Source organism: Acinetobacter sichuanensis, assembly GCF_003024515.2.
Lineage (GTDB): Bacteria > Pseudomonadota > Gammaproteobacteria > Pseudomonadales > Moraxellaceae > Acinetobacter > Acinetobacter sichuanensis.
In genome coordinates, this window is record NZ_PYIX02000003.1 from 160280 (window position 1) to 185846 (window position 25567).

Here is a 25567-nt window from a genome sequence, read left to right on the forward strand (position 1 = left end):
ATGAGAACTCTGCAACAAACCTCATGGCGTGATCGTTTAGAAGCTTATTATTATTTGTGCCGTTTTGATAAACCAATTGGTACAGAGTTGGTTTTTTGGCCAACGATGTGGGCGTTATGGATTGCAGCAGGGGGAATTCCTGATCTTGTGACATTAACTGCTATGGTATTAGGTACGATTTTCATGCGTGCAGCAGGTTGTGCAATTAATGATTTTGCAGATCGCAAGGTGGATGCGCATGTAGAACGAACCAAAAATAGACCTTTAGCCACAGGTGTAATCTCAGCCAAAGAAGCAATTTGGGTTTTTATTGCTTTGGTGGTTGCAAGTGCTTGTACATTGTTTTTCTTACCGATTGCAACGTTCTATTGTGCATTGGCAGGTTTGGTATTGGCATTTATTTATCCATTTATGAAACGCTATACGCATTTACCACAAGTGGTTTTAGGCATGGCATTTTCATGGGGTATTCCAATGTCTTTTACAGCGATGGGCAAGCCTTTGGATTGGTCATGTTGGTTACTTTATTTTGGTAATTTGGCTTGGACAGTGGCTTATGATACACAATATGCGATTACTGACCGTGAATATGATTTAAAAATTGGTGTGAAGTCAACAGCCATTTTATTTGGTAAATATGACATCGAAATTATTTCACTATTACAAGCAATCAGCGTACTTTTAATTGGTGCAACTTTATATTTAGAAAATTTATTATTTCCTTATGGCTTGATTGCTTTAATTATTGTTGTTGCAGATTTTATTTATCAATGGACAAAAACCAATGACCGCGACCCACAACGCTGTTTTTGGGCATTTCGTCATAATCGTTGGGTGGGTTTTATTATCTTTGTCGGTATATTTATTGCTTTATATTTTAAAAATTAAAAATTTAAAGACAAACGATGAAAACATTACATTTTCATGGAAAGTACCCTAGTAAGGTACTTTTTTTTGTGTTTTATTAGGTAAGTGCTCATGAAGGGCGAAAAAACAACAATGAGGATGTAACTATGCAACACTTACTTAAAAAATCACTTATCGCACTGAGTTGTAGTTCGGTTCTCTTTTTTGCGGGGTGTAATGACGATGATGACGATGATTATTCATGGTCAAGTAATAAAACATATGTTTCAGAAAAGACATATAACTTAGATAAAATTTCAAATGCGGCTTCTGTGAAGGTTATGTCTTATAAAATGCCAACAGCCTCAGGACAAACAAAAGAAGCTACAGCAATGGTCTTTGTGCCTAATACAGCACAACCAAAAGATGGTTGGCGTGTCGTTGTTTGGGAGCATGGTACAGTAGGTATTGGAGACAGTTGTGCACCAAGTAATAATGCTTTTAATCCACGTTTTAAAACAATGGCTGAAAGTTTATTAAAAGAAGGCTATGTAATCGTTGCACCTGATTATGAAGGTCTTGGTACAGCAGGTATACATCCATATCTTAATTTAAAGAGTGCAGCTAATTCAGCAATTTATGCAGTTAAGGCATATAAAGAACAGTATACAAATCGTATAAATGGTCAATGGATGTCTGTTGGTCAATCTCAAGGAGGGCATGCTTCTTTAGGTACGGCTGAATTTGCTGCTGATGATGTTAATTATAAAGGTGCAGTCGCAGGTGCACCTGCTTCAAGTCTTGGCTATATTATTTCGGAAGTTGCACCAAAAGCAATTCAACAAGTATTACTAGGTGAAGCTGTAGGTGCAGTTCCTAAAGGCACAGCGATTGATATTCAAGCAGAGTTATTAGCATATGCGGCGTATACAACGGTAGGTATTACTGCATATGAGCCTAAGTTTAATTATCGTGAATTATTCCAAGAACGCTCACGTACAGTAGCAGAATTTGCAGAAGGAACAACTGGTGAAAATGGCTTATGTTTGATAGATTTACATAATAAATTTGCAGATGATATTAAAGCTTATTTATCAAGTAATCCGACAAAAACTGTGCTTGATTATCCAAGCTTAGTAAAAGATTTTCAAAATAATGCTACTGTTAAACAGTTTTTAGCAGATAACCAACCAGCCACCAAAAAAATTAATACGCCTGTCATGATTATCCAAGGAACACAGGATAGGGCGGTACCTTATGCAGTTACAGATCAATTGCAAAAAAATCTAAAAGCATTAGGGACAGATGTTACTTTCTTGCCTGTAGAAGGTGCGAGCCACACAGAAGCGATTGTAAAAATGAATCCTGAACTTGTAAAATTTATTAAAGAAAAAATGCCTGCAAAATAATCATTTAAGGGCGTTAGGGCTTAAAAATTTTATTTTAAGCCCTTTTAAAAACTACTTCTGTAGAGCTTTTAAATCTTCTAAAACAATTTCAGCATGTCCTGCTGCTTTGACTTTGCGATATTCTTTAACCAATTGACCTTTATGGAAAATAAAAGTAGAGCGTTCGATACCCATGACTTTTTTACCATACATATTTTTTTCTTTAATGACATCAAAATGCTGACATAACACTTCATCTTTGTCACTAATCAAGTCAATCGTTAAAGCCTGTTTTTCAGTAAAGTTCTGATGCGTTTTTACTGAGTCACGAGAAACCCCAATAATTGTAGTATTTAAAGCATCAAATTGATCTTTTAAACAAGAAAATCCAACGGCTTGTGTCGTACAACCTGGCGTATTATCTTTTGGATAAAAATAAATGATTAACCAATCCGTTGATTGTTCAGAAAGGTTAATTTCGCCTGTTGTACTTAAAAAATTTTGTGTTGGGAGTTGAATCGTTTCAGTCATGCTCATTCCTTAAAATGTTGTTCATGCTCTAGTTTCAATGTTAAAAAAGCATAATTTTCATGATACAGAATATCACCTTTAACCACAGAAAGTGGTTGTTTGAAAATAGGTGCATCAATCATAGTCGTATGAAATTCACCTGCTTCACCACACGGGTCGATATGACGTGCTAATAACTCATCAACAAAGCTTTGATCTAAAACACGCCCAAGGTCTTCAACTTTCATACCTAGATTTAAGTTAATAGTAACCACAATGCATTTAAAATTTAATGAAATAAGTTCCTTTACAACCTCAAGACGTGGTTTTTGCCATAAAGGCATACATAACTCGATATCTTGACGGTCACAAATAGATTGATTCCATTGTGCATGTCCAAGTAAATCAATATCTCCTGTTACTAAAATCTCAGCGCCATATTGTTTTGCTTCATCTAGCATGTGTAAAAATTCATGCTCATAATTTTCCCATGTGGCAGCTGCTTTTAAAATAGGCAAACCTAATGCTGCAGCTTGCGCATCAATAATCTCAAGAGGCATTGCATGGGAGCGTGAACGTAGACCTTGTTCTTCTAGCATGATCATTAAGGCAACAGGCGTACCTGTTTGCATTGCATGATAAAGCGCAAGGCTGCTGTCTTTACCACCACTATAAGAAGCAACAAATTTACGCTGTTGCAAGGGTTTTGGAATAAATTTGTGCATAATATGATCTAATTGATTGACTCCAAATGATAAAAAAGCCTGCATAAAGCAGGCTTTTACACATACCAAATTTTATTTTTGTGCTTGAGCAGCTTTCATTGCAGCTTCAGTTAAAGTTTTTAATTTACCTGTTAACTGAGGACCAAAGCATGATTGAAGTTCTTGATTTTGTTTTTGAACAAAAGCTAAAGTTGATGGGCTTTTCTTTTGATTGATGGCACTTTGAATTTGCCATTTTTGGTCATTGGTTAATTTACCATCGGACTCAATTGCACAAGAACAATATTTGCTGACTTCAGCACTGGTTAACTTACCGCCTTTTGCAGTTTCAGTTTTACATACACCAATCAATGCAGACTTTACGTTGCTGCTTTTATATGCTTGTTGTAATGCATTATTGTCTGCCTGAGCCGTAGTACCAAACAATGCTACTGTAGAAAATAAAGTTGAAAGAATGAGACCCGATTTTAAGTTTTTCATAAACTGTACCTTGTTATTACTGTATATAACGTGTTGGGTCGGTAACACCTGCATCATTAAAACCTTGTTTTCTAAGGCGGCAGCTATCACATATTCCACAAGCACGTCCTTGGTCATCTGCTTGATAACATGAGACCGTTTGACTATAGTCTACGCCATGTTCTATGCCTAAGCGTATTATATTCGCTTTGGATAAATGTAACAGAGGTGTTTCAAATTTAAGTGGTTTTCCTTCAACACCCACTTTAGTTGCAAGACGTGCCATGTTAGCAAAAGCGTCAATAAATTCAGGGCGACAGTCAGGATATCCTGAATAATCAACAGCATTAATTCCAATGACAATGGCTTGAGCGTCGAAAACTTCTGCGGCAGCGAGTGCATATGAAAGGAAAATAGTGTTACGTGCTGGAACATAAGTTACAGGAATACCATCGGTTTCATGATCTGGAATGTCAATGTTATGGTCTGTAAGGGCTGAGCCACCTAAGTTACCTAAATCTATGTTAATCACACGATGTTCAACACCCGCTTGTTGAGCGATGGCACGAGCCGCATCTAACTCGGTTGTTGAACGTTGACCATACATAAAGCTTAGCGCAATACAGTCATAATTTGCTTGCGCCCAAGCTAAGCAGGTTGTTGAGTCTAAGCCACCAGATAATAAGACTACGGCACGAGAGCGCATATTTTAACTCCAAATATTGAACTTTTTCAAAAAGATAGATTATTACTTCAAAATGAAATTACACATTTATTGAAAAATAACAATCATCAGAAAAAGTAATGCATCAAAAAATAAAGGTATTAACGACCAGTTTCATCATTCCAAAGCAGTTTATGCAATTGTAATTGGAAACGTACAGGGAGATGGTCTTCTAAAATCCATTGTGCCAAGTCACGTGCCAATTGAGGTAAACGGACAGCACCTTTTTCTACAGCGAAAGCGGGCGAGAACCAAACAGTACTCACTTTTTGGTTTAAAGCAAAATCTGCCACTTGCTGTTTTGCCCATTCATAATCTTCACGATTACAAATAACAAATTTAATTTGGTCGAGTTGGGTTAAATGATCAAGATTGCTGATTAAATTACGCTGCATTTCACCTGATGTTGGTGTTTTTAGATCAAGCACTTTAGATACACGAGCATCTACTTTAGATACATCTAAGGCGCCACTGGTTTCTAGCGATACATGACAGCCTAAGTCAGCAAGACGAGTCATTAAGGGAAGTGCATTGGGTTGAGCAAGTGGCTCGCCCCCAGTAACACAAATATAAGGTGTTTTAAAATCTAAAGTGGTTTGAATAATGTGGTCTAAAGATTGACGTTCGCCACCTTCAAAAGAATACGTTGTATCACAATACGTGCAACGTAATGGGCAACCTGTGAGGCGAATAAATACCGTAGGCAAACCAGCAGCATTGGCTTCACCTTGTAAAGAATAAAAAATCTCCGTGATACGTAGCCCCGCAGACGGATCAGAAACAGGAATAGTTGAAGAACGTAGAGAATTCATGACTTTTACCACAGATTACAAAGAGTACCACAGCTTACAAAATAAAAATCTCCACGCTCATCACTGAGCGTAGAGATGAGGAAGGACTAAATTTTATTTAAAAATGAATAGAAACTTAGTCTTCGCGAAGTAAGTCGTTCAAGCTGGTTTTAGAACGAGTTTGAGCATCAACTTTCTTCACAATAATAGCAGCATATAAACTATAAGTACCGCATTTAGAAGGTAGGCTACCTGCAACAACAACTGAACCTGCTGGTACGCGACCATAATGGATTTCACCAGTTGCACGGTCATAGATTTTCGTTGATTGACCAATGAAGACACCCATTGAAATCACAGAACCTTCTTCAACAATAACACCTTCAACAATTTCAGAACGTGCACCAATAAAACAGTTATCTTCAATAATTGTTGGGTTTGCTTGAAGTGGCTCTAATACACCACCAATACCTACACCACCAGAAAGATGAACATTTTTACCAATTTGAGCGCATGAACCTACAGTTGCCCATGTATCAACCATTGTGCCTTCATCTACATAAGCACCAATGTTGACATAAGAAGGCATCAAGACCACATTTTTTGCTTGGAAAGAGCCTTTACGTGCAACAGCAGGAGGAACAACACGAACACCCGCTTCTTGGAATTGTGTTTCAGTCCAGCCTTTAAATTTAGTATCAACTTTGTCGTAAAAACGCAGATCACAAGATTCAATTGGCTTATTGTCATTGATTTTAAATGACAATAAAACAGCTTTTTTAAGCCATTGGTGAACAACCCATTCACCATCAATTTTTTCTGCTACACGAAGTGAGCCATTATCTAAACCTGCAATTGCTTCCTCAACTGCTTGGCGAATTTCTGCTGGACATGTTGCAGCAGTGAAATTAGCACGGTCTTCAAATGCTTGCTCAATAAGAGTGGAAAGCTGAGACATGATCTTTTTCCAAAAAAGTTTGTCGAAGATTCTACACCAAAAGTGATTAAATGAGATAAAAAAACAGCTTTTTATAGAAAAATATCATACTGGAAAAAGGTTGTATTGCATAAGCATAAAAATACTAGTTTTGTATAGATGTAAAGCACCTAAAAACAAATAATTATGCATAATTGTATCAAAAGTTAACAAAAGTTAATCAATATGCATATTTTTTGATAGGTAATTTTTACATATTATAAATTTGAGTCAAAAATATACGAATGATTAAAGAAGAAATGCTTTCTGAGGAGACATCTATGAAAATGTTAAAAGTATTAGCGGTAGCAACAGCATTATCTGCATCTTGTTTTGCTATGGCTGATGACCAAGTTGTACATAGTGGTTATACATTTGATAAAAGCCAACTCATTCCAACAGGTGTACGTGCTGAAGTTGGTACAACAGGTTATGGTGGTGCCTTACTTTGGACTGCTAATCCATACGTAGGTTTGGCTTTAGGTTATAATGGCGGTGATATTTCATGGTCAGATGATGTTAAAGTAAATGGCTCAACATATGATATGGATATGGATAACAGCCTTGCTTATTTAAATGCTGAATTCCGCCCTTGGGGTGCAAGTCAAAATGTATGGGCTCAAGGTTTATATGTAGCAGCGGGTGTAGGCTATGTTGATAATGATTATGATCTAAACCGTAATGTAAACGCTGGTCGTAATTTTACTGTGAATCATAAAGACTTCCAAGCAGGTCCTAATGGTACACAAATTAAAGGTAATTTATCATATGATAATGATATAGCACCTTATGTTGGTCTTGGTTTTGCGCCAAAAATTACTAAAAACATTGGCGTTTTTGGTGAAGTAGGTGCTTACTATACAGGTAATCCAAAAGTAAACCTTCAAGCAGTATCTGGTTCAGCTAGCTCAACTGTAGGTCATAATTTAGATCAAGAACTTGCAAATGAATCTAATAAAATTGCAAATGATGATAAATATGAATGGATGCCTGTAGGTAAAGTTGGTGTGAGTTACCACTGGTAAAACAAGCCTTCTTTCATACATAAAAAACGAGCTTCGGCTCGTTTTTTGATTTTTACGCATTCAATCTTAAATATTCGATAATTAAAAAAAATGTCCTATACGTAAACCATAGGCAATAGCATCATTGTTATTGACAGTGTTTAGGTTGGTATTTTGATTACCTGTAATTAAGGTCGATTGATTCATTACATCAGCTTTTTGTAGTTTAAAATATTTAACACCTGTTGCGATGAAACTCTTAGGTCGTGGGTAATACATAACACCTAAAGCAAAAGCATAATAACCATCTGATGGGTTTAAGGTTCCTGCGGGATTTCCTGTCCCTGAATCCCATGAAGCATCTGTAGACATGACCCATTGTTCAGTAAAACGATGCGCAATACCTAACTTCGCAGACCATTGATCATCTTGATAATCAATTAAGTTAAAATGTTGTACTAAATCTGGATATTGTTCTACCACTGTATTTAAAATGGCGTCAAATTGAGTGGGTTGGATTTCAAAATTTTTCCAATTAACCCAACGTAATGAACTATAGAGCAAGTTATTTTTATTAAGTGCTGACCTAAAATCAATATTAATAGATTGTGGTGTTTTAATTGTTGTTGATTGCTCTGGAGTATAGAGCAAAGTTTGCCCCTGAATACTTTCATTAATATGTGATTGATGTTTGATTTCAGAACGATAAGTAATCGCTGCTTGTAAGGCATATTCTGGTCGCTGATAACTTAAGCCTGTAATCCAACCTAAGGCTGTATCAGGTTTAAATTGAGCCTCATAACCACTCATCACCGAATAGGATAAGCCATTTAGATTTAAATAACCTTTAAAATCTTGAATTGCAAAGCCTGAATAAATATTCCAATTCGGTGTGGGTTGATAGCCAAAAATACTGGAAAGGTTATGACTATTAACATCGAATTGAGCGGATTCTAAAGACTGTTTTCCAAGTGTTGTATGTGGTGAATAATCATATTTTAAGTTTGCTGCGTAAGGTTGGTCATAAATAAAAGCCAAGGATAATTTAGGTTGATATTGAATTTTGATTGCGGCATTGAGCATAGAATAAGGTTGAATTAAGTCACCTGTTGAAAAATCTTGTACGCCAATTTTTTGTAATTCTTCTTGATGACTGACTTGACCTGATACATTGGCATGCAGTTGTGCGTAAGATAATTCTAAATAGTTACCACCTTCTAAAAAGGCATGAATAGATTGGTCTGATTTTTCCAATCCAGCAGCCATGCAAAATACAGGTAGCATTCCTAACGAAGCTGTCCCTAACCACTGAATATTCATGTAATGACCTTGACCTTATCTTAAAAAGTAAATTGGTTTTTTTTTATACAAATATTTTAGGTCTATTTTTTATAATGCGCAATAATTAGAATGAATAATTGTATGATTTTGAATGTGAAAATTAAAAAGAGAGCAATAGTGCTCTCTTTTATATAAATCTGTTTACTATGCGTCTATTTAGTCTTCAGGGTAGGCGATTTTCTTGAGTGCTTTAATATCAGCTTCAGGTGAGCATAGAGAAATAAACTCATAACCATAACCACGTAGCAAATGCCCTTTACGTACAGCAATCCATGTCGTATTGATTCCAAAAATATCGGTATCAATTTGTTTTAAACGATGGTCGCGTTCTGGGTCATAAGCGACATCATTGACAATACCGACACCCATACCTAGTTCAACATAGGTTTTGATGACATCAGCATCTAGTGCGGACATCACAATATCAACATCTAACTCGGCATCTTGAAAGGCTTTGTCGATTTTAGAACGACCTGTAAACCCACCGTGATAGGTAATAATTGGATATTCTGCCAATTTTTCTAGTGTGATTTCTTTCGCGTCAAGTTTACTCAGAGGATGATCTTGTGGCGTAATAATACTGTGTTTCCATTCATAAAATGGAACGCTACCTAAATTATCTTCGGTGGTGAGAGACTCAGTTGCAATACCAATATCAGCTAAACCAAGAAGTAACATTTCAGAGATTTCAACAGGGCTCGCTTGTTGTAAAATCAGATGAACCTTAGGAAAAGCTTTTTTAAATAAATTAACGATTGGAGGTAACACATAACGTGCTTGTGTATGTGTTGTTGCAATAGTTAATGTGCCTTCATCCACTTTATTAAAATCATCAGCAAGACGTTTAATATTATCTGCATCGATGAGCATGCGTTCAACAATACTCAGTAAAGCTTGTCCAGGTTCAGTTAAACCTAATAAACGTTTACCTTTGCGTACAAATAATTGCACACCGAGTTCATCTTCTAAATCTTTAATGTGTTTACTTACACCTGACTGTGAGGTGTATAAAGCAGCAGAAGCTTCAGTTAAATTATAATTTTGTCGAACCGTTTCTCGAATAATTCGTAATTGTTGAAAGTTCATTGTGTGGATACCTCAATCATGGATGAGTGTAGATCACTCACCCGTATAGCGCATTATGCAACTTGATTTTCAAATAAGTGTAAAGTAGACGGACTGACCCAAACAGTTTGATTTGGTCGAAATTTGTGTAATTTAGCTTCTTCAGAATTTAGAGAAATTTCAATGAGATTACCTTGACGATCATGTAACTCAGCCATAATTTTTCCTGCAATCCAAACCTCACGTAAAAATGTTGCTTGGATGGCATTTTCTGTAGGTTGAGTATGAATGATGAGTTCATCAGGGCGAGCGAAAGCAATAATCTTGCCATTTGCTGTATTTTGCGCTGCTGCAAGTCGAATCGTATCTTCACCTAAATGAATAACACCTTGACGATTTTCACCTTCAAAGCGGTTTGCTTGACCTAAGAAGTCAAAAACAAATGGCGTTGCAGGTCTTTCATAAACTTCACGAGGTGAACCGATTTGTTCAATATCACCTTTATTCATCACAACAATTTGGTCAGCAACCTCTAACGCTTCTTCTTGGTCATGTGTGACAAAAATAGAGGTAATATGTAATTCATCATGTAAAGTACGCAACCAACGACGTAATTCTTTACGTACTTTAGCATCTAATGCGCCAAAGGGTTCATCAAGTAATAATACACGAGGCTCTACAGCTAAGGCACGTGCCAAAGCAATACGTTGGCGTTGACCACCTGAAAGCTGTGCAGGATAACGATCAGCTAAAAAACCAAGTTGAACTAAATCTAATAAACGCGTGACACGTTTTTTAATTTCTGCTTCGCTAGGACGCGTTGCGCGTGGACGAACACGTAAACCAAAAGCGACATTATCGTACACAGTCATATGACGAAATAGCGCATAGTGCTGAAATACAAAACCGACTTGACGTTCACGAACATGAACATTGGTGGCATCTTGTCCTTCAAGAACAATTTGCCCACGATCTGCGGACTCTAAGCCAGCAATGATACGTAATAAAGTGGTTTTACCGCAGCCAGAAGGACCAAGTAATGCGACCAATTGACCATCTGGAAAATCTAAAGTGATATCTTTTAGTGCATGGAATGCACCAAAATGTTTTTCAATATTTTTAACTTGAATACTCATGAGGTCATTCCTTAAGAAACTGTTGAATCATCTTTACTTTGGTTGAGTCTTTCTTGGCGGAACTCGACCCATGTTTTAAGAATAAGGGTAATAATTGCCAATAAAGCCAATAATGATGACACGGCAAATGCGGCACTAAAGGTATATTCGTTATATAAAATCTCTACATGAAGCGGTAGCGTATTGGTTTCACCACGAATATGCCCAGAAACAACTGAAACTGCACCAAATTCACCCATTGCACGAGCATTACATAGAATCACACCGTAGATTAGACCCCACTTAATATTTGGCAAAGTGACTTTCCAGAAAGTTTGCCAACCTGAAGCACCTAAAACAATAGCGGCTTCTTCTTCTTCTGTTCCTTGTGCTTCCATGAGTGGAATGAGCTCACGTGCAACAAAAGGAACGGTAATAAATACAGTAGCTAAAACAATGGCAGGTGTTGCATATAAAATTTTAATATCATTATCCATGAGCCAGCCACCTAACCAACCTTGCGAACCAAAGATCAAGACTAGCATTAAACCTGCAATCACAGGAGAAACTGAAAAGGGTGTATCAATGATCGTGGTTAAAATGGCTTTGCCACGGAAGTTAAACTTCGCAACACACCATGCAGCAGCAACACCAAAAATGACGTTAAGAGGTACTGCAATTGCAGCAGTTAATAAGGTTAATTTAACGGCTGATAATGTATCTGGATTTACCAAAGCTTCAAAATAAACCGTGAGACCTTGTTTAAACGCCTCAACAAAAACCAAAATTAATGGCAAAATAAGACAGCTTAAGAAGAAAACCAAGGCAATTGTTAAAAGCGTATAACGTACCCATTTTGGTTCACGTGTTGCGTCTCGTGACTGCAGTTTTTCAGCTAAAGCCTGACTATTTGTTGTTAAGCTCATCGTGCAGTTCTCCCTGTACGGCGACTTGCCCAAGCTTGAATCAAGTTAATTAAGAACAAGATAAAAAATGAGATGACTAACATGACCACAGCAATTGTTGTTGCACCTGCATAGTCATATTCTTCTAAACGAGAAATAATCATTAATGGTGCAATTTCAGTTTCAAAGGGTTGATTACCCGCAATGAAAATAACAGAGCCATATTCACCAACACCACGAGCAAATGCTAAAGCAAAGCCTGTTAATAGTGCAGGAAAGAGCACAGGTAAAATCACTTTAGTAATAATTTGAAAACGGTTTGCACCTAAAGCAGAAGCTGCTTCTTCTAATTCTGTTTCAAAATCACTTAAAACAGGTTGTACTGTACGTACTACAAATGGAATTCCAATAAAAATCAATGCTAAAGTAATACCTAATGGAGTATACGCAACTTTTATTCCTAAAGGCTCTAGATATTGACCAATCCATCCTGTAGGTGCATAAAGAGAAGTTAAGGCAATCCCTGCAACAGCAGTGGGTAATGCAAACGGTAAATCAACGAGAGCATCAACAATGCGTTTACCAGGAAAGGTGTAACGAACCAAACACCAAGCCAGTAACAAGCCAAATACAACATTAATTAAGGCTGCAATAATTGCTGTACTAAAGCTGAGTTGTAGAGATTTTAAAATACGTTCAGAACTTAGGATTTCCCAAAGTCCGTCCCAACCTACACCTAATGATTTTATAAATACAGCAGATAATGGTATCAGTACTATTAAAGACAAATACGCAAGGGTGAAGCCTAGTGAAAGACCAAATCCTGGCAGCACTCGGGATCGCTGCGACATGACTACTCCTCAAAGAGAGAAAGCTTGTTGAAGTCAACAAGCCAATAAACTAAACAACTTTTGCCAAGCTTAAAAGGCAATACTCAAATTGCAAATTTAAAAAACAACTTGCTGTCATCAAAATTATTGATATAAGGTATTGATGGTGTTGCAATTAAATGATCAAAAATTTCAGGAAAAGTATTAAAACCAGAAGCAACATTGATATGACCTGCTTGCCCCAGATTATAAGCTTGAATGTTCCAAGCTTTTGCCAAAGCCTGTGCATCTTCAAAATTTAACCAAGGATCATTTTCAGAAATAATCATATCAACAGGCACATGAATGCTTAGATTGTGAAAATACTCAGCATAATTGCCAATGCTATCTCGTGCAAAACCAGCTTCACCAAAACGAGCAGGGTTGGCAGGTGCAACCAAAACAAGTTTTTTAACTTTTTTAGTTAATTCAGGATGTTGAGCTAATGCTGCAACACTGGTTAAACAACCAAAGCTATGTGCAACAATTTGGACAGGACGATTTGTTTTATTTAAGGTATCAACAAATTTTTCAATCCAATGTGCTAACACAGGAAGGTTCCAATTCTCTTGTTGCACACGAGAGCAAGACATGAGTTGGCGCTGTAACCAAGATTGCCAATGATCATAATCACTGCCACCTACACCTGGAACAATTACGGTATGAATCATGTCGATGCTCCTGCTTAAGCGTATTATTTCGCTGTGTTTGCTTTTACAATTTGATCAAAAACACCATTATTTTCAAAATGTTGCTTTTGAACTTTAGTCCAACCACCAAACTCTTTATCAATCGTGACTAATTTGAGTGGTTTAAATGTTGTACTATACTTTTGTAAAGTTGCAGCATTACGTGGACGGTAGTAATTTTTTGCTGCAATTTCTTGTCCTGCTGGTGAATATAAATAGTTCAAATAAGCTTTAGCTAGGTTCAGGTTGCCATCTTTTTGAGCATTTTTTTCCACAATTGCAACAGGTGGTTCAGCTAAAATAGAGAGTGAAGGTGTAATAATTTCAAATTTACCAGGCTGTTCACGTTGCGCTAAAAATGCTTCATTTTCCCAAGCCAATAGCACATCACCAATACCACGCTCAGCAAATGTTGTCGTTGCACCACGTGCGCCTGAGTCTAAAACTTTGGTTTGTTTATAAATTTGGCGTACAAAATCTTGTGCTTTAGCATCTGTACCATATTTATGTTTTGCCCATGCCCAAGCTGCTAAATAGTTCCAACGCGCACCACCTGACGTTTTTGGATTTGGGGTAATAATTTCTACACCTGGTTTTACTAAATCTGCCCAGTCTTTAATGGCTTTAGGGTTGCCTTTACGTACTAAGAAGACAATGGTTGATGTATAAGGTGTAGAGTTTTGTGGAAATTTCTTTTGCCAATCTTTTGGTAATAAATCTGTCTTTTCTGCAATTGCATCAATATCAGCCGCTAAAGCAAGCGTTACTACATCCGCCCCTAAGCCATCAATCACAGAACGAGCTTGTTTTCCTGAACCACCATGTGATTGTTTAAAATCAATATCTTGTCCTGTTTTTGACTTCCAATATACTGCAAACTGTTTATTGAAATTGTCATAAAGTTCACGTGTTGGGTCATAAGAAACGTTTAGAAAATCTTTTGCACTTGCGCTCAAAGATGTCACTGAAATGAGTGCAGCAACAACACCTAATTTTAATTTTGAAAATTGCATCTGATATGCCCCAAACAATTTGTAATTTCGTTAATATGCGTGCAGCATAACGCCAGTCTTTATCCATAAAAAATAATAAAAAATGAATTTTATATGAATAAAAACGCATAAGATGAGTTGGTAAATATGTATGTTTTTGGTGTTTTTTTAGGAAAATGAGTATGGTTTTTTGTTATAAAAATGGTCAAATTATTGATAATATTTCAATTTTTGATCGCGCGTTTCAGTATGGAGATGGTTGTTTTACCACTGCCCGTATTCATCAAAATGTCATCGAATTAGACTATTTACATCGTCAACGTTTGCAACAATCTGCTGAACGGTTATTTTTGACAGTAGATTTTTCCCTTTTAGATAAAATGCTCAAACAGCTTACACAAAAATTTGATGTATTAAATGGGACTTTAAAAATCGTAATCAGTCGTGGTGAAGGGCAACGAGGCTACCTGATGCCTGATCATCCCGCAGATTTATATGTATTTTATTATCCACAAAACACCCAAAACTTTCAGCCCGAATTGATTCAAAGTGGAGTATTAACCCAAAAAATTGGTTTAACCATGCCTAAACTTGTGGGATTAAAAAGTTTGAATCGACTTGAACAAGTGATGTTAAAAAAAGAAGCACATGAAAAAGGATGGCTTGAAGCTTTGGTGGTCGATATACAAGATCAAATTGTTGAAGGAGTGAGCAGTAATTGTTTTATTCAAATAAACAATACATGGATTACGCCTGAACTCCGCTATAATGGTGTGCATGGTGTTATGCGTGCTGAGATTTTGCAGCGTATGCAACGCCACAAGATTTCATGTGAACAACGTATCGTTGATTTTAATGAAATTCCACATATTCAAAGTCTATTTTTTTGTAATGCGTTAAGCCCGATGAAAATAGTACATACTTTGAATACACGTGCTTTAGAGATTCAACCTTGTGTTGAATTATTTGAAAATTTGCAATTACAACTGTTTAAATCTCATGCCGAATACTCCTGTAAAAACCAATAACAAATTTTATAAAGGCATTGCGCTTGTACTGATTGGACTTTTAGTCTTAGGTGCAGTCGTGTTGAAAATGAGTTTATTTAAAACCTATCCAGTCAATGGTCAGAAGCAAAAACTGGTGATTGATAATGGTGAAACTTATACTAGATTTATTGATCAATTAGCCAAAGATGACAAAGTCAGTTTTCCAATTATTTTGAAGTTATATCGCAAAGCATTTATTCAGGAAACCATGAAAGCAGGTGTCTATGAAGTGACGCAAGGCATGAGTGTACGTGAAGTGTTGTTAATGGTCTCTGATGCTGATAATGCACAAATGAACCGTATTCTGGTGATTGAAGGAACGACAACAAAGCAGCTTTTAAAGACCTTGAAAAAAGATCAATATGTGAAAACTGAGGTTGCAAATCTACCTACCGCTGAGATGCTTAAAGCTTTAAATATTCCTTTTGAGCATGCTGAAGGTCTATTTGCACCTGATACCTATTTCTTTGATAAAGGCGCAACTGATCAAAAGATTCTGACCGATTTATATCAGCGTCAAATGAAAATTTTAGATGCTGCTTGGGAAAAACGTGATCAAGGTTTACCGTATCAAAATAAATATGAAGCCTTGATTATGGCATCCATTATTGAACGTGAAACCAGTGTAGACAGTGAGTTAGAGCAAGTATCAGGGGTATTTGTCCGCCGTTTGAAATTAGGAATGCGTCTGCAAACTGACCCAACTGTGATTTATGGTATGGGTGACAACTATAAAGGTAATATCAGCAAACAAGATTTGCGTACACCTACACCGTATAACACCTATACGATCAATGGTTTACCACCTACACCGATTGCTTTGCCAAGTAAAAAAGCCATTGAGGCAGCCATGCATCCTGACAACTCAGACAATATTTACTTTGTGGCAACAGGCAATGGTGGGCATAAATTTTCAAGTAATCTGGCAGATCATAACAAAGCAGTTCAGGAATACCTTGCTGTCATGCGTGCTAAAAATTAAGGAGTAGTTATGTTTATTAGTTTTGAAGGCACAGAAGGCGTAGGTAAAACCACACTGATTGGAAAATTATTTGAGCATTTTCAGACGCAAGGTAAAGATGTTGTACTGACCCGTGAGCCAGGTGGAACACCGTTGGCTGAGCAAATTCGTGGGTTATTGCTGTCAGTCAATCATGATGAACAAATGAGTCATGATACTGAATTATTGTTGATGTATGCCGCACGGGCGCAGCATTTGGATCGGGTTATTTTACCTGCCTTGGCAGAGGGTAAAATTGTATTATGTGATCGTTTTACGGACAGCAGTTTTGCTTATCAATGTGCAGGGCGTGGGCTGAGTCGGGAAAAACTACAACTTCTGAATGAAAACTTTGTCAGTCGAATGCCTGATCTTACTTTTTGGTTGGATGCACCAATTGAATTGGGCATGACACGTGCACGAGAGCGAGGTGCTTTAGACCGTTTCGAACAAGAAAAAGTTGCTTTTTTTGCATCTGTCCGTTCAGGATTTGCAGAAATTCATACACGTGAGCCTGAGCGTATGAAGCGTTTAGATGCAACACAAAGTCCTGAACAGGTGTTTGCTGAGGCTTTAAGCTATTTGGCTGAATGTGTTTAATCATCGCTTTAGTCACAATTTTTCCAGATTAAAATTGCTTTGCCATAAGGGGAAATGACAGGAACCCAAGCTTCTGTGATTTCCTCCAGTCGGCTCAGGTCTAAATATAAATGCTGACGTTGATCATCTTCTGGTTCATTGCTCGTGAACCAAATGGTGATATTTTCTATGCAGCTTCGCAGTTGATCTAATTGTTGTTGATTGAGTTTGGTTGCACTGCGACAATATTGTCCTTGATGAAATATTTGTCTTAACTTGTGTGAATATTCATCTAATAAAACATCTGTATCAAATGTCAGTCCAATCAACGGAATTAAATAGCCTTCAGTGCTGCGTATTTGATTCTCTAAACCTGCGCACTGACTTGCATAAAATACTTGCGTTGATTTTTCAACAATTAAGTATAACCATGCGCTTTGTGTACCATCGGCATCTATAAAAATGTAAGGGGTTTGCATCGTATTTGATGAAAATTTATGGTTTGAGTGACTTTTAAAATAGAACAAAATGAAAGCATTGGCAAAAAGCTTCTTTTTGATTGAAAATGTGAACCCAAGCGTTCTCAAGTCTTTACAGAAAAAGCTTTATATTGAAAATACAGTGTCATAAAGAAATAATTCAAGGGATGAATGAAAAATGAAAAGCACTAAAAAGGAAATTATTGATTTTTTAACAGTCCATTTTCCTCCGAGTTTAGAAAAATGTGAAATTGAGGAAGTCACCGAGTGTGGCGCAAGCTTGATTTGGCATGTGAGTGGCACAGACATTCGCCCTGGGGGGACGATTTCAGGACCGACCATGATGACTTTGGCTGATTTTGCTTTATATGTCGCGATTTTAGGTGAAATTGGCATTGTCGGTTTGGCAGTCACAACCAATTTAAATATTAATTTTTTACGTAAACCCTCTGGTGGCGTAGATTTGCGTGGGGTATGTAAACTCATGAAAGTTGGACAGGCGTTGATTGTTGGTGAAGTCTGGATTTACTCGATTGATCAGGATGAGCCTGTCGCGCATGTCACGGGTACGTATTCGATTCCACCGAAAAGATAAAACCATCTAGACTGTTTTAGTTAAAAAAAGAGATTCAAAAGAATCTCTTTTTTAATGTATTAATCAAGTATTAACCAAAGGTGTATCGACTTTGAAGTCAGGTGGCGTGAGTACAGTTTTACGTAGTTCTGGCGCCAGTTCAGGGTAGTCCAATGTATAGTGCAAACCACGTGATTCCTTGCGTTCCATCGCACAGCGCACAATCATTTCTGAGACCAAAACCAAATTACGCAGTTCGATCAGATTTTTACTGACATGGTAATCCTGATAGTACTCAGTAATTTCTTTTTTAAGCATTTCAATACGATGTAATGCACGTTGTAAACGCTTCGTGGTTCGGACAATACCAACATAGTTCCACATGGTGGCACGTAGTTCATCCCAATTTTGTAAAATCACCACATCTTCATCTGGATTTGAAGCTTGTGAGGCATCCCATTCAGGAACTTGTGGGACTTCAAAATGCTGCTGATATTTTTCTTCAATATCTTTGGCAGCACTCATACCATAAACAAAACATTCTAGTAATGAATTACTTGCCATACGGTTTGCACCATGTAAGCCTGTGTAGGATGTTTCTCCAATGGCATACAAACCTGCAATATCAGTTTCACTGTTTTCATCGACCACGACACCGCCACAGGTATAATGTGCAGCAGGGACAACTGGAATCATTTCCTTGGTAATATCAATGCCTAGTTCAAGTAAACGTGCATAGAGGGTTGGAAAATGTTCTTTGATAAAATCAGCAGGTTTGTGACTGATATCAAGCCATACATGTCGAATACCTAAGCGTTTGATTTCATAATCAATGGCACGTGCCACAATATCTCGTGGTGCCAGTTCTGCGCGTTCATCAAAGCGCAGCATAAAACGTTCACCATCTGGTAAACGCAGATAAGCACCTTCACCACGCATGGCTTCTGTGATTAAGAAAGAACGCGCCTGAGGATGATATAAACAGGTTGGATGGAATTGATTAAACTCCATATTGGCAACACGACAACCTGCACGATATGCCATAGCGATCCCATCACCTGTGGCAATATCAGGATTTGATGTATATAAATAGGCTTTCATAGCACCACCACAAGCAAGTGCAGTAAATGGTGCTAAAAAGGTATGAACATTTTCATTACGTTCATCCAGTGCATATAAGCCCACAGCATGATTTGCTTCGTGAGTATGCCCAAGTTTATGCGTGGTAATGAGGTCAATGGCAATATAATTTTCAAAAATTGTAATATTTTCTTTTTCTTGGGCGCGTTCAACCAAAGTGGTAGAAATGGCTTTGCCTGTTGCATCTGCAGCATGAATAATACGACGCTGAGAATGTCCACCTTCACGGGTCAAATGTAATTGTTCATCATCATCTAAAGTAAATTGCACACCATGACCAAGCAGGAAATCAACCGAAGGGCGTCCACCTTCAACGGTATGTTTAACAGCATCTAATTCACAAAGTTGGGCACCTGCAATCATGGTGTCATCTATATGTTGTTGAATAGAGTCTGTTTCATCAAGTACCGCAGCAACGCCACCTTGTGCAAAATAAGTACTTGCATCCGTTAGATTTGATTTGGCTAAAACCGCAATCTTAAAATGTGCTGGCAAAGATAAAGCAAGGCTTAAACCTGCGCCACCACTTCCCACAATAATCACGTCAAATTGATGCGTGGTTTTTAAATTAGGCATGTCCATCAGCTAATTTGAAAAAAGTCTGATAATGACACTCTTTTTTTAAACAAATTTCAAGCGTTATAGCGCTCATATTTTGGTTTATATGACGAATTTGTCATATTTTAAGTAATTTTTAAGTAAAGTATTGTTTTTTAATAATATAGAAACATAATATTACGTAAAAAAGTAAAATTTTATGCTAAAAACAAATGTTTCAACAAAAAACAAAATTTGTAGGTTGATTATTCATGAAAAGTGGCTTTATACAAAAAGGAATGTACGCTGCAGTTTTTACTGTTGCAGCAACACAAGCACAAGCGTCAGCTCCTGTAGATTTTTCAAATTTAGTTGAGCAGGTGAGCCCTGCTGTTGTGAGTGTGAATGTTGTAAAAAAACTGTCTCAAGAAGAGTTATTACAACAACAAGTTCCTGAGATATTGAAACGTTTTTTTGGTAATCAAATCATCATTCCACAACAGCAAATACCACAAGAAAAAACAGGCTATGGCAGCGCTTTTTTTATCAGTAAAGATGGTTATTTGCTAACAAATCATCATGTGGTTGAAGATGCTTCAAAAGTGACCATTGTATTAAATGATCGCCGTGAAATTGATGCTAAAGTTGTGGGTAGTGATGAACGTACTGATATTGCATTACTTAAAGTTGACGGCACAAATTTTCCATCTTTAAGTACAGGCAATATAGATCAGCTCAAAGTGGGGCAACCTGTTTTAGCGATTGGTTCTCCTTTTGGCTTTGACTATTCGGCATCAGCGGGTATCGTGAGTGCTAAGTCTCGAAATATGATGGGTGAAACCTCGGTTCCTTTTATTCAAACAGATGTTGCTCTAAATCCTGGAAACTCAGGTGGACCATTATTTAATCAGCAAGGTCAAGTTGTGGGTGTAAATTCACGGATCTTTAGCGGTACAGGTGGTTATATGGGTTTATCATTTTCGATACCCATTGATGTTGCGATGGATGTTGTAGATCAGTTGAAAAAGAATGGTAAAGTGACACGTTCTTATCTAGGTGTCATGTTGCAAGATATTGATCGTAACTTAGCAGAAGCTTATAAACTGGATAAACCTGAAGGTTCACTCATTACACAAGTTGCACCTGATTCACCCGCAGAAAAAGCAGGCTTTAAATCAGGCGATGTCATTATGAAATATAATGGTTCACCTATTTCACGTACAAGCGAGTTGTTGAACTATTTGAATCGTACTCAACCTGCACAAACTGTTCAGTTAGAAGTATTACGTGATGATAAGCCAAAAGTCATTTCTGCAACGTTGACCATTGCACCAGATGATACACCTGCAAAAGATGATAATGCAGCGGACGTAAAAAGCAAAAAAGGTCCAATTTTAGGTGTGGCAATTCGTTCTTTAAATGAAGTGGAAAAGTCACGTTTGGGCATTAAAGGTGGAGTTTTGATTCAGGATGTGACACGAGGTGGTTTAGCTGCTCAGTCACGTATCATGGCTGGTGATATTATTACGCAAATCAATTCAAAAACGATTCAAAATTCAAATGATTTTGTTGCAGCAGTTTCAGAGTTAAAGGCAAATTCTGTGGCACGTGTTGCCATTATTCGTGAAGGGCAACATGCAATGATTGGCTTGCGTATTCAATAAGTCAATTCCTTAATTTTTAAATCATATTAGCCACTTATTTAGTGGCTTTTTTATGACAAAATAAGTGCAATATTTAAGATGAAAGACAAAGGACGAACATGAGTTCAATATTTGATTTACAAATCAAGGTAAAGCCAGAACATATTGATATATTGGGTCATGTGAATAATGTTGTATATGTACAATGGATGCAAGATGTCGCTACTGCACATATTGAAACGCTAGGTGTAGGGCTTAAAGAATATTTAGAAATGAAACATGCGATGGTCGCTGTTGAACATCATGTGCAATATCGTAAAGCAGCAATGTTGGACGATGAGATTATTTTACGTACATGGTTTAATGATATTAATGCCCTATATTCGTTTCGTCAGTATGCTTTTTTTAGAGCAAGTGATAAAAGCTTATTATTTACAGGAAGTACCAAATGGGCATGTATTGAAATTGCATCAGGTCGTCCAAAACGTATGTCACCGACATTTATTCAGGCTTATCAACCGCTTGATATAGATACAGATCCTTACGCTTTTACAATATTATAAGTATTCTGATTTTCAGCTATATTTTTCATATAGCTGAAAATTTTTATATGTGGAGAATTATTTCTTTACATACTTTGCACAGTCTTGATCTAAACGTGCGATGGCTTTATTTAAACCTTCAATGCGATGGGTATTATTGTATTTTTTAGCATATTGTAATTGCTCTACAAGTTTCTCTTTTTTGATTTGGCATGATTTTGCATCATAAGCAAATGATTGTACTGAAATTAGAGCAACTGTAACTGTTAATAGCGTCCGTTTTAACATGATAAATATATCTTAAGTAATAAAAACTGTATGATAAGTTGAGCTGATGTATATAAAGTGGAAAAGTTGTTAATTACAGTATTATTCACGTTTTTAAATATTAAAATAATGGATGAATTAAGAATAAATATCTATTTTATTTATCTTTTTTTTGAAAATTTGAACATATATTTTTGACTATTTGTATATTGATTCTCGTTTTTTGAAATTATTATAGGGTCTATTTTTTCATTAATTTACTTTTTTGATGCTGAGTTTTTGTTTTCAACTCACATTTATAGGCTCTACATAAATTAATATGAATACTTTAAAAAAACCATCTGCTATAATCCTTCGCAATTTCTATTCAGCTTTTGTTATGTATATTTTTTCAGTACATAGCGCGTTTTTCTTCAAGGTAGCCCATGGCGCAAGCTAAAAAATCCGTCGATATTAAAAATATTCGTAATTTCAGTATCATCGCGCATATCGACCACGGAAAGTCGACACTCGCGGATCGTTTCATTCAAACTTGCGGTGGTTTACAAGATCGTGAAATGCAGGCTCAAGTCCTCGACTCTATGGAGTTAGAGCGTGAGCGTGGTATTACGATTAAAGCGACTTCGGTCACCTTGTATTATACGCATCCGAATGGTCAAGAATATCAATTAAACTTCATTGATACCCCAGGACACGTAGACTTCTCTTATGAAGTATCACGTTCTTTGGCGGCATGTGAAGGTGCACTTTTGGTTGTTGATGCAGCTCAAGGTGTGGAAGCTCAATCGGTTGCAAACTGCTATACAGCAATTGAACAGGGCTTAGAAGTACTTCCTGTTCTAAATAAAATTGATTTGCCGCAGGCTGAACCTGAACGTGTCATTCAAGAAATTGAAGATATTATCGGGATTGAAGCCACTGAAGCTCCAACATGTTCAGCAAAAACAGGTTTAGGCATTGAAGGTGTGCTTGAAACATTGGTCAATGTGATCCCTGCACCTGAAGGTGATCGTGATGCACCTTTACAAGCTTTGATTGTAGACTCATGGTTTGACAACTATTTAGGTGTTGTTTCTTTAGTTCGTGTGAAACAAGGTCGTGTGCGTAAAGGTGACAAAATGTTGATGAAATCAACAGGTCAAACGCACATCATCACTTCAGTGGGTATTTTTAATCCAAAGCATACTGAAACAGGTATTTTGGAAGCAGGTGAAGTTGGTTTCGTCATTGCGGGAATTAAAGATATTTTTGGTGCACCTGTAGGTGATACCATTACATTATCGACGACACCAGACGTTGAAACATTACCAGGGTTTAAAAAGGTTAAACCGCAGGTTTATGCAGGTTTATTCCCAATTGATGCCAGCGATTTTGAACCTTTCCGTGATGCTTTGCAGAAACTACAAATCAATGACTCTGCATTATTCTTTGAACCTGAAAGCTCAGATGCATTAGGCTTTGGTTTCCGTTGTGGTTTCCTCGGTATGTTGCATATGGAAATCGTACAAGAACGTTTAGAACGTGAATACGATTTAGATCTAATTTCTTCTGCACCGACTGTAATTTATGAAGCGGTGATGAAAAATGGTCAAACAATCTATATTGATAGCCCTTCTAAAATGCCAGATGGTTCAACTGTAGAAGATTTACGTGAACCAATTGCAGAATGTCATATTCTTGTTCCACAAGACTATTTGGGTAATGTCATGACTTTATGTGTTGAGCGCCGTGGTGTGCAAAAAGACATGAAATTTATGGCAAATCAAGTGTCTATCACATTTGAAATCCCAATGGCTGAAGTGGTAATGGACTTCTTTGATAAGTTAAAATCATGTTCTCGTGGTTTTGCGTCATTAGACTATACTTTTGTGCGTTTTGAAAGTTCATCTTTGGTTAAGGTTGATGTGCTAATTAATGGTGATAAGGTAGATGCCTTAGCCATGATTTGTCACCGTCAAGATGCGCGTCATCGTGGTATTGCACTCGTTGAAAAAATGAAAGACTTGATTCCACGTCAAATGTTTGATGTTGCGATTCAGGCGGCTATTGGTGCACAAATCATTGCACGTTCAACTGTAAAAGCGATGCGTAAAAACGTATTAGCGAAATGTTACGGTGGTGACGTTTCACGTAAGAAGAAATTACTTTCGAAACAAAAAGAAGGTAAGAAACGTATGAAGCAAGTGGGTAGCGTTGAAATCCCACAAGAAGCGTTCCTTGCTGTATTAAAAGTCGATAGATAAAAACTAGAGGTTTGATTGCTCATGGATTTTGATTTTAATTTAATTCTCGTACCTGCAACGCTGATATTTTTTGGCTTATGGTTGCTCGACAAGTTTGTGCTTAAACAGCGTGCGACCAAAGGAAAGGGAAATGAAAATTTCATCATTACATGGGCATACGACTTCTGGCCAGTATTGGCTGTAGTTTTAGTTTTACGCTCTTTCTTCTTTGAACCTTTTAATATTCCTTCAGATTCTATGGTGCCAACTTTAGAAACAGGTGATTATATTTTGGTGAATAAATACCAATATGGTGTACGTTTGCCGATTACCAACACTAAAGTTTTAGATATTGGCGAACCGCAACGTGGTGATGTTGCTGTGTTTCGTTATCCTGAAAATCCAAAAATTAGTTATATCAAACGTATTATTGGTTTACCAGGTGATCATATTGAATTTGATAATGGGCAGTTGATCATTAATGGTCAAAAAATTTCCCAAGTTACAACTGAGTTCAGTCGTGAAAAAGACATTTTGGATACACCAAAATCAATCTATTATACTGAAACTATGGGTGAGCATCAGCATTTAGTCCGTATTCTTGAAGGTCAAAATACGTTAGTTGGTGCATTTAACTATGCTCAGAAAAAAGAAGATCTACCTTTTGTTGCACGTGATAATGATCGTTTTATAAAAAGCAATGGTCAGAGTTGGGAAGTGACTGTACCAAAAGGAAAGTACTTTGCAATGGGTGATAACCGTGATCAAAGTGCTGATAGTCGTTTTTGGGGTTTTGTACCTGAAGAGAACTTAACAGGTCATGCGATTTATGTGTGGATGCATAAAGAGCCTGGTTTGAATTTTCCATCATTTAGCCGTAATGGAAAAATTAACTAGTTAAAAGATAGAGTGTAATGAAAAAGACCAAGTTGATTGGTCTTTTTTTATGGCTTAAAAAGTATATTTAGTTTACTCAGATGAAATAAAGTAAGTAAAAATGTGCGCTTTAATCTAGCAAGTCTATAGGGTTTGCAAGATAATAGAATGATTAAATATGTGTACATGGTCTCAATTAACAAGAATAGATCTGTACTGTCGATATTTAGTTTTTTAATTTGGGGAATTTGGTGCTGTAA

At 37.0% G+C, this 25567-nt stretch carries 27 protein-coding genes; 11 read left to right on the top strand and 16 right to left on the bottom strand.

What is annotated here, in order from left to right; all coding sequences use genetic code 11:
- Complete coding sequence (ubiA, locus tag C9E89_RS03645; RefSeq protein WP_107007069.1) at positions 1-888, top strand: 4-hydroxybenzoate octaprenyltransferase; 888 nt, start codon at positions 1-3, stop codon at positions 886-888.
- A gap of 125 nt (positions 889-1013) precedes the next feature.
- Complete coding sequence (locus tag C9E89_RS03650; protein WP_107007070.1) at positions 1014-2255, top strand: alpha/beta hydrolase family protein; 1242 nt, start codon at positions 1014-1016, stop codon at positions 2253-2255.
- 51 nt (positions 2256-2306) lie between these two features.
- Here the strand turns inward: C9E89_RS03650 and C9E89_RS03655 are convergent, their stop codons facing one another.
- The 6 genes from C9E89_RS03655 to dapD all read right to left on the bottom strand — a co-directional run bounded on the left by C9E89_RS03655 (position 2307) and on the right by dapD (position 6401).
- Entirely contained in the window at positions 2307-2765 is a 459-nt protein-coding gene (locus tag C9E89_RS03655; RefSeq protein WP_107007071.1) for a peroxiredoxin, read from the bottom strand.
- A 2-nt stretch (positions 2766-2767) separates the two neighbouring features.
- Positions 2768-3469 carry a Dph6-related ATP pyrophosphatase gene (locus C9E89_RS03660; protein WP_213069626.1) on the bottom strand — a complete coding sequence of 234 codons (702 nt, stop codon included), beginning with the start codon at positions 3467-3469 and terminating at the stop codon, positions 2768-2770.
- Between the two features lie 72 nt (positions 3470-3541).
- Entirely contained in the window at positions 3542-3949 is a 408-nt protein-coding gene (locus C9E89_RS03665) for a hypothetical protein (protein ID WP_107007073.1), read from the bottom strand.
- A 16-nt stretch (positions 3950-3965) separates the two neighbouring features.
- Complete coding sequence (gene queC, locus C9E89_RS03670; protein ID WP_107007074.1) at positions 3966-4634, bottom strand: 7-cyano-7-deazaguanine synthase QueC; 669 nt, start codon at positions 4632-4634, stop codon at positions 3966-3968.
- A gap of 119 nt (positions 4635-4753) precedes the next feature.
- The gene (gene queE / locus C9E89_RS03675; RefSeq protein WP_107007075.1) at positions 4754-5464 is read right to left on the bottom strand and encodes a 7-carboxy-7-deazaguanine synthase QueE; all 711 of its coding nucleotides are present in this window, start codon (positions 5462-5464) and stop codon (positions 4754-4756) included.
- 115 nt (positions 5465-5579) lie between these two features.
- Positions 5580-6401, bottom strand: coding sequence for a 2,3,4,5-tetrahydropyridine-2,6-dicarboxylate N-succinyltransferase (gene dapD, locus C9E89_RS03680; protein ID WP_107007076.1), 822 nt, complete (start codon positions 6399-6401; stop codon positions 5580-5582).
- Between the two features lie 299 nt (positions 6402-6700).
- On the opposite strand from dapD, the gene carO reads away from it, so the two are divergent.
- Positions 6701-7444 carry an ornithine uptake porin CarO gene (carO, locus tag C9E89_RS03685; RefSeq protein ID WP_107007077.1) on the top strand — a complete coding sequence of 248 codons (744 nt, stop codon included), beginning with the start codon at positions 6701-6703 and terminating at the stop codon, positions 7442-7444.
- Between the two features lie 81 nt (positions 7445-7525).
- Here carO and C9E89_RS03690 read toward each other — a convergent pair whose 3' ends face one another.
- From C9E89_RS03690 to C9E89_RS03720, 7 genes are all read right to left on the bottom strand, one after another.
- On the bottom strand, positions 7526-8743 hold the full coding sequence (locus C9E89_RS03690; RefSeq protein WP_107007078.1) for an outer membrane protein transport protein: 1218 nt from the start codon (positions 8741-8743) through the stop codon (positions 7526-7528).
- Between the two features lie 177 nt (positions 8744-8920).
- On the bottom strand, positions 8921-9850 hold the full coding sequence (locus C9E89_RS03695; RefSeq protein WP_107007079.1) for a CysB family HTH-type transcriptional regulator: 930 nt from the start codon (positions 9848-9850) through the stop codon (positions 8921-8923).
- 53 nt (positions 9851-9903) lie between these two features.
- Positions 9904-10965 carry a sulfate/molybdate ABC transporter ATP-binding protein gene (locus tag C9E89_RS03700; protein ID WP_107007080.1) on the bottom strand — a complete coding sequence of 354 codons (1062 nt, stop codon included), beginning with the start codon at positions 10963-10965 and terminating at the stop codon, positions 9904-9906.
- Between the two features lie 11 nt (positions 10966-10976).
- Positions 10977-11870, bottom strand: a complete 894-nt coding sequence (gene cysW, locus C9E89_RS03705) for a sulfate ABC transporter permease subunit CysW (RefSeq protein ID WP_107007081.1) — start codon at positions 11868-11870, stop codon at positions 10977-10979.
- Entirely contained in the window at positions 11867-12700 is an 834-nt protein-coding gene (cysT, locus tag C9E89_RS03710) for a sulfate ABC transporter permease subunit CysT (protein ID WP_107007082.1), read from the bottom strand. The genes cysW and cysT overlap by 4 nt, the downstream gene beginning before the upstream one ends.
- A gap of 83 nt (positions 12701-12783) precedes the next feature.
- A complete protein-coding gene (locus tag C9E89_RS03715) occupies positions 12784-13389 on the bottom strand; it encodes an RBBP9/YdeN family alpha/beta hydrolase (protein ID WP_107007083.1) in 606 nt (201 codons plus the stop codon).
- 23 nt (positions 13390-13412) lie between these two features.
- Positions 13413-14420 carry a sulfate ABC transporter substrate-binding protein gene (locus C9E89_RS03720; protein ID WP_107007084.1) on the bottom strand — a complete coding sequence of 336 codons (1008 nt, stop codon included), beginning with the start codon at positions 14418-14420 and terminating at the stop codon, positions 13413-13415.
- 161 nt (positions 14421-14581) lie between these two features.
- Here C9E89_RS03720 and pabC point away from each other — a divergent pair, with 161 nt between their 5' ends.
- Genes pabC through tmk form a run of 3 tightly spaced genes read left to right on the top strand, consistent with a single transcriptional unit; the run spans position 14582 to position 17048 of the window.
- On the top strand, positions 14582-15427 hold the full coding sequence (gene pabC / locus C9E89_RS03725; protein WP_107007085.1) for an aminodeoxychorismate lyase: 846 nt from the start codon (positions 14582-14584) through the stop codon (positions 15425-15427).
- Positions 15399-16430 carry an endolytic transglycosylase MltG gene (gene mltG, locus C9E89_RS03730; RefSeq protein WP_107007086.1) on the top strand — a complete coding sequence of 344 codons (1032 nt, stop codon included), beginning with the start codon at positions 15399-15401 and terminating at the stop codon, positions 16428-16430. The genes pabC and mltG overlap by 29 nt, the downstream gene beginning before the upstream one ends.
- 9 nt (positions 16431-16439) lie before the next feature.
- Positions 16440-17048: a dTMP kinase gene (gene tmk / locus C9E89_RS03735; protein ID WP_107007087.1), complete on the top strand. Its 609-nt coding sequence runs from the start codon at positions 16440-16442 to the stop codon at positions 17046-17048.
- An 8-nt stretch (positions 17049-17056) separates the two neighbouring features.
- Here the strand turns inward: tmk and C9E89_RS03740 are convergent, their stop codons facing one another.
- Positions 17057-17506 carry a DUF6210 family protein gene (locus C9E89_RS03740; RefSeq protein WP_107007088.1) on the bottom strand — a complete coding sequence of 150 codons (450 nt, stop codon included), beginning with the start codon at positions 17504-17506 and terminating at the stop codon, positions 17057-17059.
- Between the two features lie 178 nt (positions 17507-17684).
- Here C9E89_RS03740 and C9E89_RS03745 point away from each other — a divergent pair, with 178 nt between their 5' ends.
- Positions 17685-18101 carry a PaaI family thioesterase gene (locus C9E89_RS03745; protein WP_107007089.1) on the top strand — a complete coding sequence of 139 codons (417 nt, stop codon included), beginning with the start codon at positions 17685-17687 and terminating at the stop codon, positions 18099-18101.
- A gap of 63 nt (positions 18102-18164) precedes the next feature.
- On the opposite strand, the gene nadB is transcribed toward C9E89_RS03745, so the two are convergent.
- Positions 18165-19802 carry an L-aspartate oxidase gene (gene nadB, locus C9E89_RS03750; protein WP_107007090.1) on the bottom strand — a complete coding sequence of 546 codons (1638 nt, stop codon included), beginning with the start codon at positions 19800-19802 and terminating at the stop codon, positions 18165-18167.
- Positions 19803-20029: 227 nt separating this feature from the next.
- Between nadB and C9E89_RS03755 the strand changes: the two genes are divergently transcribed.
- Both C9E89_RS03755 and C9E89_RS03760 read left to right on the top strand, forming a co-directional pair.
- Positions 20030-21421 carry a Do family serine endopeptidase gene (locus C9E89_RS03755; protein WP_107007091.1) on the top strand — a complete coding sequence of 464 codons (1392 nt, stop codon included), beginning with the start codon at positions 20030-20032 and terminating at the stop codon, positions 21419-21421.
- Between the two features lie 98 nt (positions 21422-21519).
- The gene (locus tag C9E89_RS03760) at positions 21520-21963 is read left to right on the top strand and encodes an acyl-CoA thioesterase (protein WP_107007092.1); all 444 of its coding nucleotides are present in this window, start codon (positions 21520-21522) and stop codon (positions 21961-21963) included.
- A 57-nt stretch (positions 21964-22020) separates the two neighbouring features.
- On the opposite strand, the gene C9E89_RS03765 is transcribed toward C9E89_RS03760, so the two are convergent.
- A complete protein-coding gene (locus C9E89_RS03765; protein WP_107007093.1) occupies positions 22021-22230 on the bottom strand; it encodes a DUF1090 family protein in 210 nt (69 codons plus the stop codon).
- 404 nt (positions 22231-22634) lie between these two features.
- On the opposite strand from C9E89_RS03765, the gene lepA reads away from it, so the two are divergent.
- Both lepA and lepB read left to right on the top strand, forming a co-directional pair.
- A complete protein-coding gene (lepA, locus tag C9E89_RS03770) occupies positions 22635-24452 on the top strand; it encodes a translation elongation factor 4 (protein WP_107007094.1) in 1818 nt (605 codons plus the stop codon).
- A 21-nt stretch (positions 24453-24473) separates the two neighbouring features.
- Complete coding sequence (gene lepB / locus C9E89_RS03775; protein WP_107007095.1) at positions 24474-25328, top strand: signal peptidase I; 855 nt, start codon at positions 24474-24476, stop codon at positions 25326-25328.
- Positions 25329-25567 lie beyond the last annotated feature (239 nt).